This is a genomic window from Cedecea sp. Ae19-4 (assembly GCF_059801165.1).
Window position 1 is genome coordinate 2,354,142 of sequence record NZ_JBCHWG010000001.1, and the last position, 16,804, is coordinate 2,370,945.

Below are 16,804 nucleotides of genomic sequence, written 5' to 3' on the forward strand. Positions count from 1 at the left end.
GGTAAGATAATGCCCTTTCCCGAATACGAATGATTTTTAATTTATGCCACAAACATCCCGCTACAGTGACGAACAAGTTGAAGCGATGCTGACCGAACTGGCAGCCGTGCTGGAAAAACACCACGCGCCTACCGATCTTTCCCTGATGGTATTGGGAAATATGGTCACCAATCTGATAAACACCGACGTGGCGTCCGCTCAGCGTCGTCCTTTGGCTCGCTCCTTTGCTGAGGCGCTTCAAGCTTCGGTGAGCGAAGATAAAGCCCACTAAGGAACTATCGTAACAAGTTATGGTGACTAACCGTCAGCGCTACCGCGAAAAAGTTTCCCAAATGGTCAGTTGGGGGCACTGGTTCGCCCTGTTTAATATCCTGCTGGCCATGCTGCTGGGTAGCCGCTATCTGTTTATCGCCGACTGGCCAACGACGCTGACGGGGCGAATTTATTCGTACGTGAGCGTTGTTGGGCACTTCAGTTTTTTGGTGTTTGCCGCCTATTTACTGCTTATCTTTCCGCTGACGTTTATCGTCATGTCGCAGCGCCTGCTGCGCTTTATTAGCGCGGCCCTGGCCACGGCGGGCATGACGTTACTGCTGATAGACAGCGAAGTTTTCACGCGTTTCCACCTCCACCTGAATCCCACCGTCTGGGAACTGGTGATTAACCCTGACCAGGGGGAGATGGCCCGTGACTGGCAGCTGATGTTTATCAGCGTGCCGGTGATTTTGCTTATTGAGATGCTGTTTGCGACATGGAGCTGGCAAAAACTGCGCAGCCTCGGGCGTCGTCGGCAATACGCGCGTCCTTTAGTGATTCTGTTCTTTATTTCTTTCTTTAGTAGCCACCTGATGTACATCTGGGCGGATGCTAACTTCTATCGCCCGATTACCATGCAGCGGGCTAATCTGCCGCTCTCATACCCAATGACCGCCCGTCGTTTTCTTGAAAAACACGGTCTGCTGGATGCCAAGGAATACCAGCGCAGGCTGGTGGAGCAAGGTAGCCCGGCAGCGCTGTCGGTCCAGTATCCGCTGAGTAATCTGCAATTTCGCGATATGGGTCTTGGTAACAATGTGCTGCTGATTACCGTTGACGGGCTGAATGCCGCAAGCATGAGCAAAGATATGCCAGCGTTGAAGGCATTTGCCCACGATAATATCCGCTTTACTCAGCACATGAGTTCCGGGAATAACACCGATAGCGGCATGTTCGGCCTGTTCTACGGTATCTCCCCGGCTTATATGGACGGTGTGCTGTCAAACCGCACCCCTGCCGCACTGATTACGGGTTTAAATCAGCAGGGCTACCAGCTTGGCCTGTTTGCATCCGACGGCTTTAACTCGGCGATGTACCGCCAGGCCCTGCTGTCTGATTTCTCGTTGCGCCCGGCCAAAAACCAGACCGACGGCCAGACGGCAACACAGTGGATCAGTTGGCTTAACCAGTATGCTTCCGAGGACAATCGCTGGTTCTCCTGGGTCGCCTTTAACGGCACCAGCATCGACGATAACGAAAATCAACAGGGCTTTGAGCAGCGCTATTCCCGCGCAGCCGGTAATGTTGATGAGCAAATTAAACGCGTACTGGATGCGCTGGAAGCGGCAGGCAAGCTGCAAAACACGGTGGTTATCATTACCGCAGGCCACGGGATTCCGCTCGGCGACCAGCGTGACTCTTTCGCCTGGTCACGTGCGCGGATTCAAGTGCCGCTGGTGATTCACTGGCCGGGCACACCTGCGCAGACCATCACCAAACTCACCGATCATCAGGACGTGATGACCACCCTGATGCAGCGTCTGCTGCACGTTAAAACGGCAGCCAATGAGTACTCTCAGGGGGAGGATTTATTTGCCGCGACGCGCCGTAACAATTGGGTGATTGGTGCCGACAATCAAACCCTGGCCGTGACAACGCCCGAGATGACGCTGGTGCTGAATAACAACGGCAACTATCGGATGTACGATCTGCAGGGTAAACGGATCAATGAAACCAAGCCGCAGCTTGATTTGCTGCTGCAGGTGCTGACTGACGAGAAGCGCTTCATCGCCAACTAATTGTTTATTTATAAGACAGTTAGCTGCGTATTCCCTTGCAATCAACGCGGAAAAATGTACTATGATTCTTCTGCGTCGGCACGTAGCGCAGCCTGGTAGCGCACCGTCATGGGGTGTCGGGGGTCGGAGGTTCAAATCCTCTCGTGCCGACCAAATAAACATTGAAAACCAGCCTCTTATGGCTGGTTTTTTTGTGCCTGGATTTTGCCTGAACAGCCAAAAGAAAAGCCGCCTGAACTGGCGGCTTTGTGCGGTGTTTTACACTTACAACAGGAACAGCGTAGCCAGCCCCAGGAAGATAAAGAATCCGCCGGTATCGGTAATGGCGGTGATCATCACGCTTGAGCCGACGGCAGGATCTTTGCCCAGTTTGGTCATCGTCATTGGAATCACGACGCCCATCAACGCCGCAACCAGAAGATTCAGGATCATCGCCAGCGTCATCACGCCGCCCATTGCCGCGTCGTTGTACAACAGCCAGGTAATGCCCCCCATCACGCCACCCCACACTAGCCCGTTGATTAACGCGACGCCCAGCTCACGCAGCATCAGGAAGGAGATGTTTCCGGCCTGAATATGCTGCAACGCCAGCGCACGTACAATCATGGTGATCGTCTGGTTACCTGTGTTACCACCGATGCCCGCCACGATCGGCATCAGCGATGCCAGAGCCACTAGTTGCGAAATGGTATGTTCAAATAATCCAATCACGCGTGAGGCCACAAACGCCGTACAAAGGTTAATGGCAAGCCAGGCCCAGCGGGTGCGCACGGCTTTGCTGACGGGTGCAAAGACATCCTCTTCGGTGCTCAGGCCGCCCATGCGGCGCAGGTCGTTGTCGGTTTCCTCGTACACCACGTCAACAATCTCATCCACCGTTAAGCGCCCCATCAGCTTGCCGGTACTGTCAACCACTGCGGCGCTGATCAAGTCATCGCGTTCAAAGGTACGCGCGGCCTGCTCGTCATGATCTTCCGGCGCGAAGCAGGTGGGGTTGTCGTCCATCACCTTCAGCACCGGCGTTTGCGGCGAATGCAGTAGAATCGCGGTGAGGTCCAGCTCACCCAACAGCGTTTTGTCCCGGCTGGTGACAAACAGTTTGTCGGTGTTCTGCGGTACTTTGCCGCGAATACGAAGGTAGCGCTGCACAACGGCAAGCGTGACATCTGGGCGCACGGTGATCACTTCAAAATCCATGATTGCGCCAACGCTGTGCTTGTCATAATGCAGGATCTGGCGAACTTGCGTGCGCTCATTCTGCGGCAGCGTGGCCAGCAAACGCCCGACCAGATCGCGAGGAAGGTACTGCGCCAGATAGATCTGATCGTCGATATCCAGCGGGCGCAGCGCATTAAGCAGCGCTTTATCGCTCATATCTTCAATCAGGTCATCCCAGACCGTCTCTGAAGCCTCAACCAGCACGCTACCGCGTCGGTCTTCGGTGACGAGGCTCCATAGCGCTAAGCGCTCTTCCGTTGGCAAGGCTTCCAGGACATCGGCGAGATCCGGCGCGGGCAATCGCCCAACCAGCGTCACTATCTCGGCGATATCCTGCTCGGCGCTCTGTGTTTCAGCGAAAGGTTCTTTGGCCAGAATACCGCTGGCGACGGCTTTGTTGGTCAACAGAATTTGCAGAATACGTGCCCTGTCCTGGTCACGCTCTTTGGTGCTGTACTTCTGAATGGCGGTCATAAAATAATTCCCTGGAAACGACGAGTTAGTTTATAGCCTGACGGGACGAAGAAAACAAAAAACCAGCCTTAATTGGCTGGTTTTTTTACTTTGTTTAGGTGGCGCTGACTCAATGACCCGTTCTTGCCACGGCATCGCGTGAAGCTTGTGCCCGCTCGTCGCCGGTCAGCTCGCTGAGTTGGCCCTGGCGCATTTCCAGAAGCCGGTCAGCGTGAATAAAGTAGTGATCGTCATGGCTGATGGCAAAGACCGTTTTCCCCATTTGCTGCATTAACGGCAGCAATACCTGGTAGAATTCACGCCGGAAATGAGGATCCTGGTCTGCGGCCCATTCGTCAAGCAGGATGATATCTCGCTCTTCCGCTATCGCCAGCAGCAGCGCCACGCGCTTGCGCTGCCCTTTCGAAAGCTTGAGGTTGAGAATGGTGCCGTTGTCCAGCTCTAGCTTACTGCTCATTTTCAGCCGCTCGAGCCAGCTGTTTACCAGCTCAGAATTAGCCGGTTTACCCTGTGCCCCCAGAAGGCGGTCAAACAGCCAAACGTCGGTGAATACCGCTGAGAATAGCCGACGGTAGTCATCCTGCGTCCGGGCCTCAACGCGCTGGCCATCAAGATAAATCGCCCCGCTGACCGGCTGATAAAGTCCTGTCAGCAACATCGCCAGGGTCGATTTTCCGCTGCCGTTACCGCCAATCAGAAACAGCAGTTCCCCGCGCTTGATAGTGAGGTTCAGCGGGCCAACGCTAAAGCTATTATCCCCGTATTGAAACACCACATCGCGCATTTCAATCTGCTGCCAGTTCCCGGCGGCCTTCGAACGGGGGAACGCAGCATCGTACGGGGCGAGCTGGAACTTATTCAGCTTATTGAAGGCAACCTGGGCGCTCAGCAGCGTCGGTAACGCCCCGACGGCGGAAAGGAGTGGCGTACGCAAAAATAGCAACGTTAAAGAAAAGGTTGCCGCTACGTTGGTGTCGGACCAGCCCAGGCTATTAGCCATATAAAACACCAGCCCAATCGCACCCAGCATCATAATGTTGGACCAGTTCACGGCGCTAAGGTGGTAGGTATCTGCGCGGATAATATTGTTTCGATAATCGGCAGCGTGAGGCGTGTAGGTGTCTTCGTACATCCGCGCCGCACGTTCGCGGTTCAGGGCCAGTTCCTTACGCCCTTCGATAACGGTTTGATAATCGTGATAAAGCTGGTCTTCAATTTCACGAAGCTGGGCCATGTGTTTGTATACCCGCGCCACCAGCAGATAACCGCCCACAATGGTGATAACCAGCCATACGGTGGTCACGCCCAGCATTTTAGGTGACAGCCAGGCAAGGTAAGCGGCGGAACCGATAGCCAGAATAATGCCTTGTACCAGTTCCGGCAGGCGAACAAAGGCAATCGTAATGTTGCGCACGTCGCTGGTTAGCCCCGCCAACAGCGCAGCACTGCCCAACTGCTCGACGCGCTCTACGTCGGTGTCCATCAGGCGCTTGATAAACTCGCTACGCAGACGAAAAACAAAATGGTGTCCAAGGGTGGTTAACGCCAGCTGCGAACCCAGCGTCACGGCCATCAGCAACAAGAGTAATCCCATGAACTCTGGCAGAACCGCGAAGGTAAGATCGGGTGTCTCAATCAGACGCTGGTTAATGAACGCAATCAGGCCAATGCCTAGCGCCGCACTGGCCAGGCTTAACGCCATGACCATTACAAAAGGCCAGCGATACTGGCGATAAACCACACGAAGTAGCTCCATAATTCCCTACCGGCAAAATAAAACAGCGAGCAGTTTAAACGGCTCGCCGCCCACATCAAGAATAATTCTTATTTTTATTCGCCTTACGAAGCACGACGAAAGGTCAGGTTGTAGCGGAATTGGTCGGTGAGAGGATGAAAACCGGGTTTGAGCGGCAGAATACCGTGATAAAAAAGCCTTGATGCGCCCCCCCATACCACAACGTCACCATGCTCCAGCATGATACGTTGCAAAGGGTCTCCGCGCTGCAGGCCACCAAACTGAAATATGGCAGGCAAGCCAAGCGAAACCGAAACAATGGGCTGGCGCAAATTAGGCTCGTCTTTATCCTGATGAAGAGAGAGTTTGGTGCCTGCGGCATAGCGGTTGATCAGGCAGGCATCGGGTTCAAAATCCAGATAACCCGCCGCGAGCGAGGCTCGGTGGCAAATGGACAGAAATACTTCCGGAATCAATGGCCAGCCCTGCCCGGTCAGCGGATCCTGTGGCGAATAGAGGTAACCATTCTGATTGGTGCTCCAGCCTAATGCGCCGCAGTTGGTCATAGCCACCGACATGGTGTAGCCGCCAGGCGTCACCATATGGCGGAAAGGCGCCTGCTGAGAAACCTGCCCAACACCGGCCAGCAGCGCGGCGGCCTCTTCCCGGGCAAAGCGCCGCAGAATTGTCGCACCCTCGGCAAGCGGCTCTTCCCACGGAGATTCATCAGCAAACAAATCCAGCATTATTCTTTCTGCCTTCTCGTTTCGTTTTCCAGCAGCTGACGCTTGCGCTCCACGCCCCAGCGATAGCCGGACAAACCACCGTCGCTGCGGATCACCCTGTGGCAGGGAATGGCGACTGCAAGCGTATTAGCCGCGCAGGCTCCGGCCACCGCCCGTACGGCAGCAGGTTTACCGATACGTTCCGCCAGTTCGCTATAGCTAACGGTAGATCCTGGCGGAACGGATCGTAACGCCTGCCATACCTGTTGCTGAAATGCCGTCCCGCGAATGTCCAGCGGCAGCGAAAACTCAGCCGTAGGCGATTCGATAAAACCAATGACCTGTGCCACGCGTGAAGCGAATGCCTCATCGCCCGGAGTAAGTTGTGACGAAGGAAATTCAGTTTCCAGCTCACCGATAAGCGTTTCGGCGTTCTCACCCAACAGGATTGCACAAATACCGCGCTCGCTTTCCGCCACCAGGAATTCCCCCAGTTGGCAGGTGCCAACTACAAATTGGACATGAGCACGGGCACCACCTTTACGATACTGGCTTGCCGTCATGCCCAACGCAGCATCCGCCTGATGGTAATACGCGCTCCCTGACTGAAAACCCGCATCAAAAATGGCGTTTGTCACCCCTTTCCCTTGTGCCAGGCCAGCACGTAAACGACGAGCGCGATGCGCTTTTTGCCATGCGTTTGGCGTCAGGCCCGTGACGCTTTTAAAGAGGCGGTGGAAATGAAAGCTGCTCATGGCGACCCGCCCGGCTAGCTCATCCAGGGTCAGCGGCACTTCGCTGGATTCAATAATCCGGCAAGCTTCTTCAATGCGCGCCACTCGCTGGCGCTCAGGGGCAAGCTTATCCGGCTGACAGCGCTTGCAGGCGCGAAACCCGGCTTCTAGCGCCGCTTCGGGTGTGGCGTAGAAAGCGGTATTTTCACGTAGCGGACGGCGAGCGCTGCAGGAAGGCCGGCAGAAAATACCGGTGGTTTTGACGGCAAAAACGAATTGCCCGTCGGCCTGCGTGTCGCGCTGTTCCACCGCCTGCCAGCGCTGCTGCTCTGTAATATACCCGTTTGTCTGCTTCATCATCGCGACCTCATGCTTAATTTAACGATACCATCATGGCAGCACAGGCCGGATGAAAAACTCGGGTTCTTGCTTTTTAATTTTTTTCGTCAAGCAAGAAGGTTTTGAACTGAGGCGACATCCAGCTCCGGAATCCGTCCCCTTCTTTGCTGATAAGGTAAACGGCCAGGCCTTCTTTCTCCGCAACCTGTTTGGCTTTTTCTTCCCCTAAGACCATCAACCCCGTGTCCCAGCCATCTGCTTCCATCGCCGTTGGTGCAATGACGGTAGCGGAAACTAATTTATGTTCAATAGGCCGCCCGGTCTGTGGGTTAATGATGTGGGAAATACGCTTACCGTCCAGCTCGTAATAGTTGCGGTAACTGCCTGAGGTACTGATCCCGTGGCCGTTGATATCCACCATTGCCTGCACGGCATTCTCCCGATCGGTCGGTTTCTGAATAGCCACCCGCCAGGCTTTTCCCGCCGGATTAGTGCCGCGGGTGGTGACCGCGCCTCCGACAGAAACAAGATAGCGGCTAATGCCATTTTGCTCCATCAGGCGGGCCAGATGGTCGGCGGCGTAACCCTCCCCGATGGTCGACAGATCGACATACAGGCCGGGAAGATCTTTTTGCAGCCATTGCTTACCGGCAGCATTCACCACCTTCAGATGCTGCAAACCGGTTAAGGCTTTGGCGGCATCGATTTGTGCCTGATTCGGCGTGTGCAGCGGCTGTTTATCGGGCCCGAAGCCCCACAGATTGACCAAAGGCCCGACTGTAATGTCCATCGCCCCATCGGTTTTCGCACCGATGCGCAGCGACATCGTGACAATATCACTCATCGCCTCACTCACCGGATACGGTTCAGTGCTGGCGGACTGGTTAAAAAGGGAAAGCGCCGAGTCTTTTTTCCAGGTCGACATCAGCCGATCGTCGGCATCCAGCTGATCCTGAATTTTTTTCTGCAGTGAGGCTTTCTGTGCATCATCAACGTCCGCCAGGCTCACGCGCCAGTAAGTTCCCATGGTTTTCCCCTCAAGCACCATGGCCTTTGTGGCGTCAGGCTGAGCGTTATCGCAGCCTGAGAGAGCGAAAAGAGCGACGGCAAGCCAGCCGTAACGAATAATGCGTAAATCCATGGTGTCAGTCTCCAGTTTCGGGAGCGTAAGGGTACAGCAAAAGCGGCCGGGAGAGGGAGCAAGCGGCGAGCCATTGAGGTTTGAGACATAAAAAAGGCGCCTTGCGGCGCCTTTGTTAGCTTGAGCTAAATTAGAACTGGTAAACCAGGCCTACACCCACAACGTCATCGGTACCGATGCCGGTTGCCTGAGTGAAGGCATTTTTGTCCAGCAGATTGATTTTGTAGTCAACGTAGGTAGACATGTTTTTGTTGAAGTAGTAAGTCGCGCCCACATCAACGTATTTCAGGATATCCTGGCTGCCGTAACCTTCGATGTTTTTACCTTTAGACTGCAGGTAAGCGATGGATGGACGCAGGCCGAAATCGAACTGGTACTGAGCAACCACTTCAAAGTTCTGTGCTTTGTTTGCAAAGCCAGATTTGTTGATAGCAGTAGCGTTATAGCTCTGAGTGTACTGTGTTGCCAGATAGATGTTGTTCGCGTCGTATTTCAGACCACCGGTGTAGGTGGTTGCATCATCACCGTGACCCAGCACGCCGGCAGCGTTCTGATCTGCGGTACGTTTAGAGCTGGAAATTGCAGAACCAACGCTGAAGCCTTCGCCCAGTGCATAGGTCAGGGAGCCGCCGAAGCCGTCACCGTTTTGGTTTACAATACCACGACCGCCTTCGGATTTAGCTTCGCCAGACTGGCTACCGTTTTTACCCTGGTACTGCAGAGCAAAGTTCAGGCCATCAACCAGACCGAAGAAGTCAGTGTTACGGTAGGTTGCCACGCCGTTAGCACGAGACTGCAGGAAGTTATCTGCACCGTAAGTATCGCCACCAAATTCTGGCAGAACGTCAGTCCAGGAAGTGACATCGTAAACAACGCCGTAGTTACGACCGTAGTCGAAAGAACCCGCATCACCGAACTTCAGACCAGCAAAGCCCAGACGAGTCCAGGATTGGTTGCTGGAGTTTTCAGTGTTGTTCGCCTGAACGTTGTATTCCCACTGGCCGTAACCGGTCAGCTGGTCGTTGATCTGAGTTTCGCCCTTGAAGCCAAAACGAACGTAGGTTTTGTCGCCGTCATTACCTTTATCGTTGGAGAAATAGTGCAGACCATCAACTTTACCGTACAGGTCTAATTTATTGCCGTCTTTGTTGTAAATTTCGGCTGCATTTGCAGCGCCTGCTACCAGCAGAGCCGGTACCAGAAGGGACAGTGCTTTAACTTTCATCTTATTAACCCTCTGTTATATGCCTTATTTTATTTACCACTGCTTACTGATTAACCCTCTAATCAGTCGGCAAATTCATTGTCCAAAACAAATACTGAATAATCCAACGAGAATATGATACGAAAACTATATAGATGTTTCATTTATCAATATAGATGTATCAAAATGTAAATTAGAGGGAACTTTTTTTAGCACGAATAGCTAAAAATATAAGCATTAATAATCAAAAAATAATAACAGCACAATTAAATCAATATGTTACATCTAAAATAAAAAAGTAGCACTCAATGATAATTTTTTTATTAACTTAGGCGATAGAATCATTATCGCTATCATCATTAACTTTATTTATTACCGTCATTCGAATCTGAATGTCCGTTTACCCCTATTAGTACCGGATGCTTGCATCCGGTTTTTTTTTACTCATCTTTACACAAATTTAATATCTGTGTGCTAGCTATGCAATTTATAACGTCTGTTAATTAATCAGCCTGCTTTTTTTCTCCATATTTCATACAGAATGCGGATTTTTCTTAAACAATTCTATTTCCCACGCCCAACATACCCTCAGAAAATATTTGTACAAATCTCGCCCAGCTGTACAAATTACCAACAAGACTTAAGGTAAATTATTATTTAAGGATTTTTCCTAATAATCAGTCACCTGAAAAAAAACAGAGAACACCTTATACTGCGTCAGATTGCTGACGACACCGCCATATAAAGGTATTCTTAGCATCTGCAAGCGCTAAACCGCTAAGGCGAAACGGCTCACTCAAGCAGTTGGGCTACCTATCATCCAGGATTGGCGAGGCTTCGCCGGGTTGCATACATACAATGAGCCAGTCTGAAAATACGCCGCTAAATAAGTTTTCACTGTTCCCCGGCAACATTACCCGCTTCTTTTTGCTGCTGATCGTCGTTCTGCTCGTCTCGATGGGCGTCCTGGTGCAAAGCGCCGTTAATGCCTGGCTAAAGGACAAAAGCTACCAGATTGTCGATATCACCCATGCTCTGCATAAGCGTGTAGAAACCTACCGCTACGCCACATGGCAAATCTACGACAACATCGCGACAGCCCCGACAGCCTCTGGCGAAAATCTCCAGGAAACCCGGCTGCGTCAGGACGTCTATTACCTCGATAAACCGCGAAGCAAAACCGAGGCGCTGATTTTTGGCTCCCATGACAGCTCCACGCTGGAAATGACGCAGCGGATATCCGGCTACCTGGACACGCTGTGGGGAGCGGAAAGCAGCCCCTGGTCGATGTACTACCTTAATGGCCAGGACAACAGCATGATTCTGGTCTCAACGCTGCCGCTCAAGGACCTGTCATCTGGTTTTAAAGACTCCGGCGTCGGCACCATCGTGGATTCACGCCGCGCGGAGATGCTGCAGCAGGCTAATGCCCTCGATGAGCGGGAAAGCTTCTCGCCTCTGCGCAAACTTAACTGGCAAAACGGCCATTATTTCACGCTGAGAACCACCTTTAACCAGCCTGGGCATCTGGCAACCGTGGTCGCATTCGATCTGCCGATTAACGATCTTATCCCGCCCACTATGTCCCTGGACAGCTTCCAGTTGGATCCTGACGAACGCCAGCGGACAGCCGCGACAACTTCAACGGATAAAGACGATCCGGACAGCGTCAGCATTAACTTTAATAGTGCACGAATTGAAATTACGGCTCCGGTAGCGACGACGCAGCTCCAGCTGGTGTGGCAAGTTCCGTTTGGGACGCTGATGATGGACACGCTGCAAAATATTCTTCTGCCGCTGTTGCTGAACATCGCGCTGCTCGGTCTGGCCGTTTTTGGCTTTGCAACCTTCCGCCAGCAGCCTCAGCGGCAGGCGGAAAGCAATTCGGGGAATGGCGAGCTGCAAATACTGCGTGCGCTAAATGAAGAGATCGTCGCGATCCTGCCCCTTGGCCTGCTGGTTCACGACCTCGACGCGAACCGTACCGTGATCAGCAATAAAATTGCCGATCACCTGCTCCCCCACCTGAATTTGCAAAATATTATTTCGATGGCGGACCAGCATCAGGGGGTCATTCAGGCCACGGTCAACAACGAGCTGTATGAGATTCGTCAGTTCCGTAGCCAGATAGCCCCGCGCACGCAGATTTTTGTGATCCGCGATCAGGATCGCGAAATTCTGGTGAACAAAAAACTCAAACAGGCCCAGCGTCTGTATGAGAAAAACCAGCAGGGCCGGGCCGCCTTCATGCAGCATATCGGCGAAGCCCTGCAGCTTCCGGTTAAGCAACTGGCGGAACATGCTGCAGAAATTAACGACAGCAAACATCTGCAGCTGGCAAATGATGCCCAGGTCATTGTCCGTCTGGTCGACGAGATCCAGCTCCTCAACATGCTGGAAGCCGACAGCTGGAAAACCAGCGTCAGCGAGTTTTCTATTCAGTGCCTGATTGATGAAGTTGCCCTGTCGATGCTGCCGATTATCAAGCGTAAAGGGCTGCAGCTGCTCATCAACAATAACCTGCCGGCCGATGAAAAACGCCACGGCGACAAAGACGTGCTGCGCAAAATCCTTGAGCTGCTGCTGCACTATTCCGTGACCACTACGCAGATTGGCAAGATCACGCTTGATATTAGCGAGGAAGAAGTCGGGCCAGATCGCCTCTTGTTCCGCGTCCTGGATACCGGTAACGGTATCGGCGGCGGTGAAATTGATAACCTGCACTTCCCGTTCCTCAACGAAACCAGCGAAGACCGCTATGGGCAGGCCAACGGGCTGGCTTTCTACCTTTGCGATCGCCTTGCTCGTAAGCTCGGCGGGCATCTGAACATCAAAACGCGCCCGGACATCGGCACACGCTATAATTTACATATCAGGATGGCCGCAGAATCACAGGCAGATTCGCGGGATGAGAGACTGCTGGATGACGTTGTGGCGATGCTGGATATCACCTCCAACGAGGTCCGAACGATTGTGACCCGCATGCTGGAAAACTGGGGCGCGAACTGCATTTCCCCGGACGAAAGACTCGCGAGTCAAGACTTTGATATCTTCCTCACTGATAATCCGTCTAATCTTACTGCTTCGGGCTTGCTTTTAAGCGATGATGAAAACGGGATGCGGAAGATTGCACCTGGCCAGTTCCGGGTAAACTTTAATATCAGCAATGCGATGCAGGACGCCGTTCTGCAGCTGATTGAAAACCAACTGGCGGAGGAAGACACACCCGATTCGCCTCTGGGCGGCGACGAAAACGCTCAGCTGCACGCCAGCGGTTATTACGCGCTGTTTGTCGACACGGTACCGGAAGATGTCACCAGACTGTATACTGAATCTGCAGCGGGCGACTTTGCCGCTCTGGCGCAGACTGCGCACCGCCTGAAGGGCGTGTTTGCGATGCTGAATCTGGTGCCCGGCAAACAGTTATGTGAAACGTTGGAGCACCACATTCGTGAAAGTGATGCTTCAAACATACAAAAATATATCAGCGACATTGATGCTTACGTCAAAAGTCTGCTGTAGCAAGGTAGCCTATTACATGAACAACATGAACGTAATTATTGCTGACGACCATCCGATTGTTCTGTTCGGCATTCGCAAATCTCTTGAGCAGATCGAATGGGTGAATGTTGTCGGTGAATTCGAAGACTCCACGGCACTGATCAATAATTTACCAAAGCTTGAAGCCAACGTACTGATAACCGATCTGTCCATGCCAGGCGATAAATACGGCGATGGCATCACACTGATCAAATACATCAAGCGCCACTTCCCTAACCTGTCGATCATCGTGCTAACCATGAACAACAACCCGGCAATCCTCAGCGCGGTGTTGGATCTCGACATTGAGGGGATTGTGCTGAAACAGGGTGCGCCAACCGATCTGCCAAAAGCGCTCGCCGCGTTGCAGAAAGGCAAGAAATTCACCCCTGAGAGCGTTTCCCGCCTGCTGGAAAAAATCAGCGCAGGTGGCTACGGCGATAAGCGCCTGTCGCCGAAAGAAAGCGAAGTTCTGCGCCTGTTCGCCGAAGGTTTCCTGGTGACCGAGATAGCCCGTAAGCTGAACCGCAGCATCAAAACTATCAGTAGCCAAAAGAAATCAGCGATGATGAAGCTGGGCGTCGAGAACGACATTGCCCTGCTGAATTACCTTTCCTCAGTGAGCCTGACGCCGGCGGACAAAGAGTAATCTCCGCCACGGCCACCAAGAAAAAGCCCCGCATGAAAATGCGGGGCTTTTTTATGAGCTTAGTTTACGAGGCATCGCGTGTACTTCGCACTCGGGCAGCATAAACCGCCAGCGTCTGTTTAATCACATCCAGCGTGACCGGTTTAGACAAGCAGCTGTCCATACCGGATTCCAGACAGCGCTGCTTCTCTTCCGCCAGCGCGTTTGCCGTCACGCCGATGACCGGCAGCGTCAGCCCCAGTTGGCGAATGCGTTGCGTCAGGCGATAGCCGTCCATGTTCGGCATGTTGACGTCACTGAGTACGATATCGATATGATTTTTGCTGAGCACGTTCAGCGCATCAATCCCGTCATTCGCCGTTTTGCACTGATAGCCGAGCGATCCGAGCTGATCGGCCAGCAAGCGACGGTTGATCGGATGGTCATCCACCACCAGGATCATCATGTCATCGTTTCGCTCGCTTATCTCACTGGCCGCCGTCAGCGCCGGAGAACTGCCAGGCACATCCACAGTAATGCTGTAAATCCTCCCCAGCAGCGGCAGCAACTCGTGCGGTGCTGCGACGCTGTGCACCCAACGGCCAGGTTCAAATTCAACGGGAATACCGATATGGCGGCGGCAGAAGACAATTGCCGCCCGGCCGCCCCACGGCGCCACCAGATTATCATCGGTAATCAGAATATCGTCGCTGCCCGGCGTTTCACCCGACCAGGACTGCGCCTGTAGCCCGTTTTTGATCAGCAAAGATTCCAGGTAGCTACTGAGATAATCATTGCGAATAGCCAGCCAGCAGCGCTTGTCCGCCAGCCCTTCAACATTATTCTTCGGCGCAAACTGCGCTTTATACAGCGGGATACGCACCGTAAACTGGCTGCCCATTCCCGACTCGGTATCCACCGAAATATCGCCATCCATCATGCTGATTAGCTTTTCGCAAATCGCCAGCCCCAGCCCGGTTCCCTGGAAATTACGCTGCACGCCGGTCCCCACCTGGAAGAACGGGTCAAAAAGCCGGGTCACTTCTTTGGTCGGGATCCCTACCCCGGTGTCGCGCACCCGGAAGCTCAGGTAATCGCCGTTGATAGAAACATGCAGGATAATACAGCCAATATCGGTGAACTTAATCGCATTACTCAGTAAGTTGGAGATAACCTGCTGCAAGCGCATAGGGTCACCCTGCAGCGTGAGCGGTACATCATCGTCGATAAAGCAGTACAGCCCCAGCTGCTTGCGAACCACCAGCGGCAGATAGTTGGCGGTAATGTGGCTCATCACCTCGCGCGGAGAAAACTCACGCGGCTCAATTTTCAACTGCTCTGACTCGATTTTCGAGAAGTCGAGAATGTCGCTGATGATTTTCAGCAGCAGGCTGGATGAGTTGTTCATCGCCGTGACCAGCCTGTCCACGCCCTTCGGCAGCTCTTTGGTCTGCAGGAGATCCAGGTTACCTATGATGCCGTACAGCGGCGTACGCAGTTCATGGCTGACAGTGGCGAGGAACATAGATTTAGACTGGCTCGCCTGCTCCGAGGCCTGAGCCATTTCCTGCAGGGACTCCTCCATCTTCACGCGGGCACTGACGTCAACCAACACGCAAATTGCCACGTTCTCATTGCGGTAGCGCGAATGCACAAAGCTGATCTGCAGATTGGTGTGGTTGCTGGTCATGACATCGACAAAGTTGACCTGCTGGCCACAAATAATCTGCGTCAGCCGCTGCCTGTCCTCGTGCGTCAGCATATTGAGGTAATTGTGCGCCAGTTCGTTACTCAGAATATTAGTGCCGTCCTGGGTGCGCAAAATACAGATACCCACGGGTGCAGACGCGACGATCTTCCGGTTGAACTGCTCGTGCTCCTCCAGCCGCTGGGCATCGCTCTCGGCCGGAATAAATATCCGGCGCTCATACATTCGCGCCAGGGTAAACAGCACAATGCCTACCAGGACGTTGAGTAAAACCGCATTGAGGATAAGCATTCTGATGCTTTCCAGCACCAAATCGACAGGCACAGAGTAAATCACGCTCAGCGAGGACGGCGGCAGGTTTTTCTTTAGTACCAGCGCCTTAAAGCCAGAGGTATAGCCGAACCAGGAGCGATCCTGAATCCAGCGACTTTCCGGTTCAATGCGCGATTCCGGGCCGGTCAGCGATATCAGCGGGTGCCCGTTTTCATCCAGGATAGTGACGCCAATAGGCAGCGTGCCCGGCGTCAGGAAATTCTCCATACGCACCGTTTGCTCAATCCCCAGCAGCGCCTGGAGGCGGTTCGCCAGATAGACCGGCGTCAGCGTGTAGAAATAGCCAATGCCGGGGCGCGGCCCCTGCCCAATCCAGTAAATGCTGTTCGCCCGTTCATCCTGCGGCGCGGTACGATACTTCATGATGCGTTCATGCAGCGTTTTCAGCGCGTTTTCCCGTTCCAGCGGCATATCACGCAGCCCAAAATCTGCCATGCAGAGATTATCGCCGCCAATCAGGAACACCCGGTTGAGGTCGTACGCCGCGGAGAAGTTATCGCGCCAGTAGCGCAGGAACCAGGAGAGAGACTGCAGCGAGCTTCGCCAGGTCACGCTCACTGCCGAACAGTCAGAGTCCGGGAAAAGCGGCATAAACGTTGGCGCCTCGGTTTTATCCGCGCTTTGATCGAGCGGAGGAAGCACGCCATTGGGCGCCGTGAGACGGTTTTCAGCAATGTACTTCAGCTCTTTCACCACGTCCGAAGTGCGCTGGATGTAGCGCTGGGCCTGGTCAAAGCTGATGTTAAACTCCTGGCGAATCTCCGACTCTTTATCGTGCAGCGCGTTGACGATGTAAAACACGGAAAACAGCGCGATAAGCAGCCAGAGCAGAAGCGCCAGCGCCCTGAACAGGTAGCGCGAAATTTTAAGGGTGCTGCGAAAAGAGACGAAGTATTTCAAATTGGGCCTGAAAGTACGCGAGCGAGTGAACGGAGATGCGCTTAAGGTAGCCGCAAAACCTTTGTCCCGCA

Annotated in this window: 11 protein-coding genes and 1 tRNA gene; 5 read left to right on the top strand and 7 right to left on the bottom strand. The window is 53.3% G+C overall.

Annotated features, from left to right (window positions below; all coding sequences use genetic code 11):
- The first annotated feature begins 43 nt into the window (after positions 1–43).
- The 3 genes from AAIE02_RS11155 (at position 44) to AAIE02_RS11165 (ending at position 2,207) form a co-directional block, all read left to right on the top strand.
- Entirely contained in the window at positions 44–271 is a 228-nt protein-coding gene (locus AAIE02_RS11155) for a YejL family protein (RefSeq protein WP_008459871.1), read from the top strand.
- A 19-nt stretch (positions 272–290) separates the two neighbouring features.
- On the top strand, positions 291–2,054 hold the full coding sequence (yejM, locus tag AAIE02_RS11160) for an LPS biosynthesis-modulating metalloenzyme YejM (protein WP_498532535.1): 1,764 nt from the start codon (positions 291–293) through the stop codon (positions 2,052–2,054).
- 76 nt (positions 2,055–2,130) lie between these two features.
- Positions 2,131–2,207, top strand: a tRNA-Pro gene (locus AAIE02_RS11165).
- Between the two features lie 111 nt (positions 2,208–2,318).
- On the opposite strand, the gene mgtE is transcribed toward AAIE02_RS11165, so the two are convergent.
- The 6 genes from mgtE to AAIE02_RS11195 form a co-directional block, all read right to left on the bottom strand.
- Complete coding sequence (mgtE, locus tag AAIE02_RS11170; protein ID WP_166872271.1) at positions 2,319–3,746, bottom strand: magnesium transporter; 1,428 nt, start codon at positions 3,744–3,746, stop codon at positions 2,319–2,321.
- A gap of 109 nt (positions 3,747–3,855) precedes the next feature.
- Complete coding sequence (locus AAIE02_RS11175) at positions 3,856–5,502, bottom strand: multidrug ABC transporter permease/ATP-binding protein (RefSeq protein WP_498532536.1); 1,647 nt, start codon at positions 5,500–5,502, stop codon at positions 3,856–3,858.
- 83 nt (positions 5,503–5,585) lie between these two features.
- A complete protein-coding gene (alkB, locus tag AAIE02_RS11180; RefSeq protein WP_498532537.1) occupies positions 5,586–6,227 on the bottom strand; it encodes a DNA oxidative demethylase AlkB in 642 nt (213 codons plus the stop codon).
- Positions 6,227–7,300 carry a bifunctional DNA-binding transcriptional regulator/O6-methylguanine-DNA methyltransferase Ada gene (gene ada / locus AAIE02_RS11185; protein ID WP_498532538.1) on the bottom strand — a complete coding sequence of 358 codons (1,074 nt, stop codon included), beginning with the start codon at positions 7,298–7,300 and terminating at the stop codon, positions 6,227–6,229. The genes alkB and ada overlap by 1 nt, the downstream gene beginning before the upstream one ends.
- A 73-nt stretch (positions 7,301–7,373) precedes the next feature.
- Positions 7,374–8,420 (bottom strand): FAD:protein FMN transferase ApbE, encoded by a 1,047-nt coding sequence (apbE, locus tag AAIE02_RS11190; protein WP_498532539.1) that lies wholly within the window; start codon positions 8,418–8,420, stop codon positions 7,374–7,376.
- A 130-nt stretch (positions 8,421–8,550) separates the two neighbouring features.
- Positions 8,551–9,645, bottom strand: coding sequence for a porin OmpC (locus AAIE02_RS11195; protein WP_213712754.1), 1,095 nt, complete (start codon positions 9,643–9,645; stop codon positions 8,551–8,553).
- 837 nt (positions 9,646–10,482) lie between these two features.
- On the opposite strand from AAIE02_RS11195, the gene rcsD reads away from it, so the two are divergent.
- Both rcsD and rcsB read left to right on the top strand, forming a co-directional pair.
- Positions 10,483–13,146 carry a phosphotransferase RcsD gene (rcsD, locus tag AAIE02_RS11200; protein ID WP_498532540.1) on the top strand — a complete coding sequence of 888 codons (2,664 nt, stop codon included), beginning with the start codon at positions 10,483–10,485 and terminating at the stop codon, positions 13,144–13,146.
- Between the two features lie 16 nt (positions 13,147–13,162).
- Positions 13,163–13,813: a response regulator transcription factor RcsB gene (gene rcsB / locus AAIE02_RS11205; protein WP_008459849.1), complete on the top strand. Its 651-nt coding sequence runs from the start codon at positions 13,163–13,165 to the stop codon at positions 13,811–13,813.
- 64 nt (positions 13,814–13,877) lie between these two features.
- On the opposite strand, the gene rcsC is transcribed toward rcsB, so the two are convergent.
- Positions 13,878–16,733 (bottom strand): two-component system sensor histidine kinase RcsC, encoded by a 2,856-nt coding sequence (gene rcsC, locus AAIE02_RS11210; RefSeq protein ID WP_008459848.1) that lies wholly within the window; start codon positions 16,731–16,733, stop codon positions 13,878–13,880.
- Between the last annotated feature and the right edge of the window lie 71 nt (positions 16,734–16,804).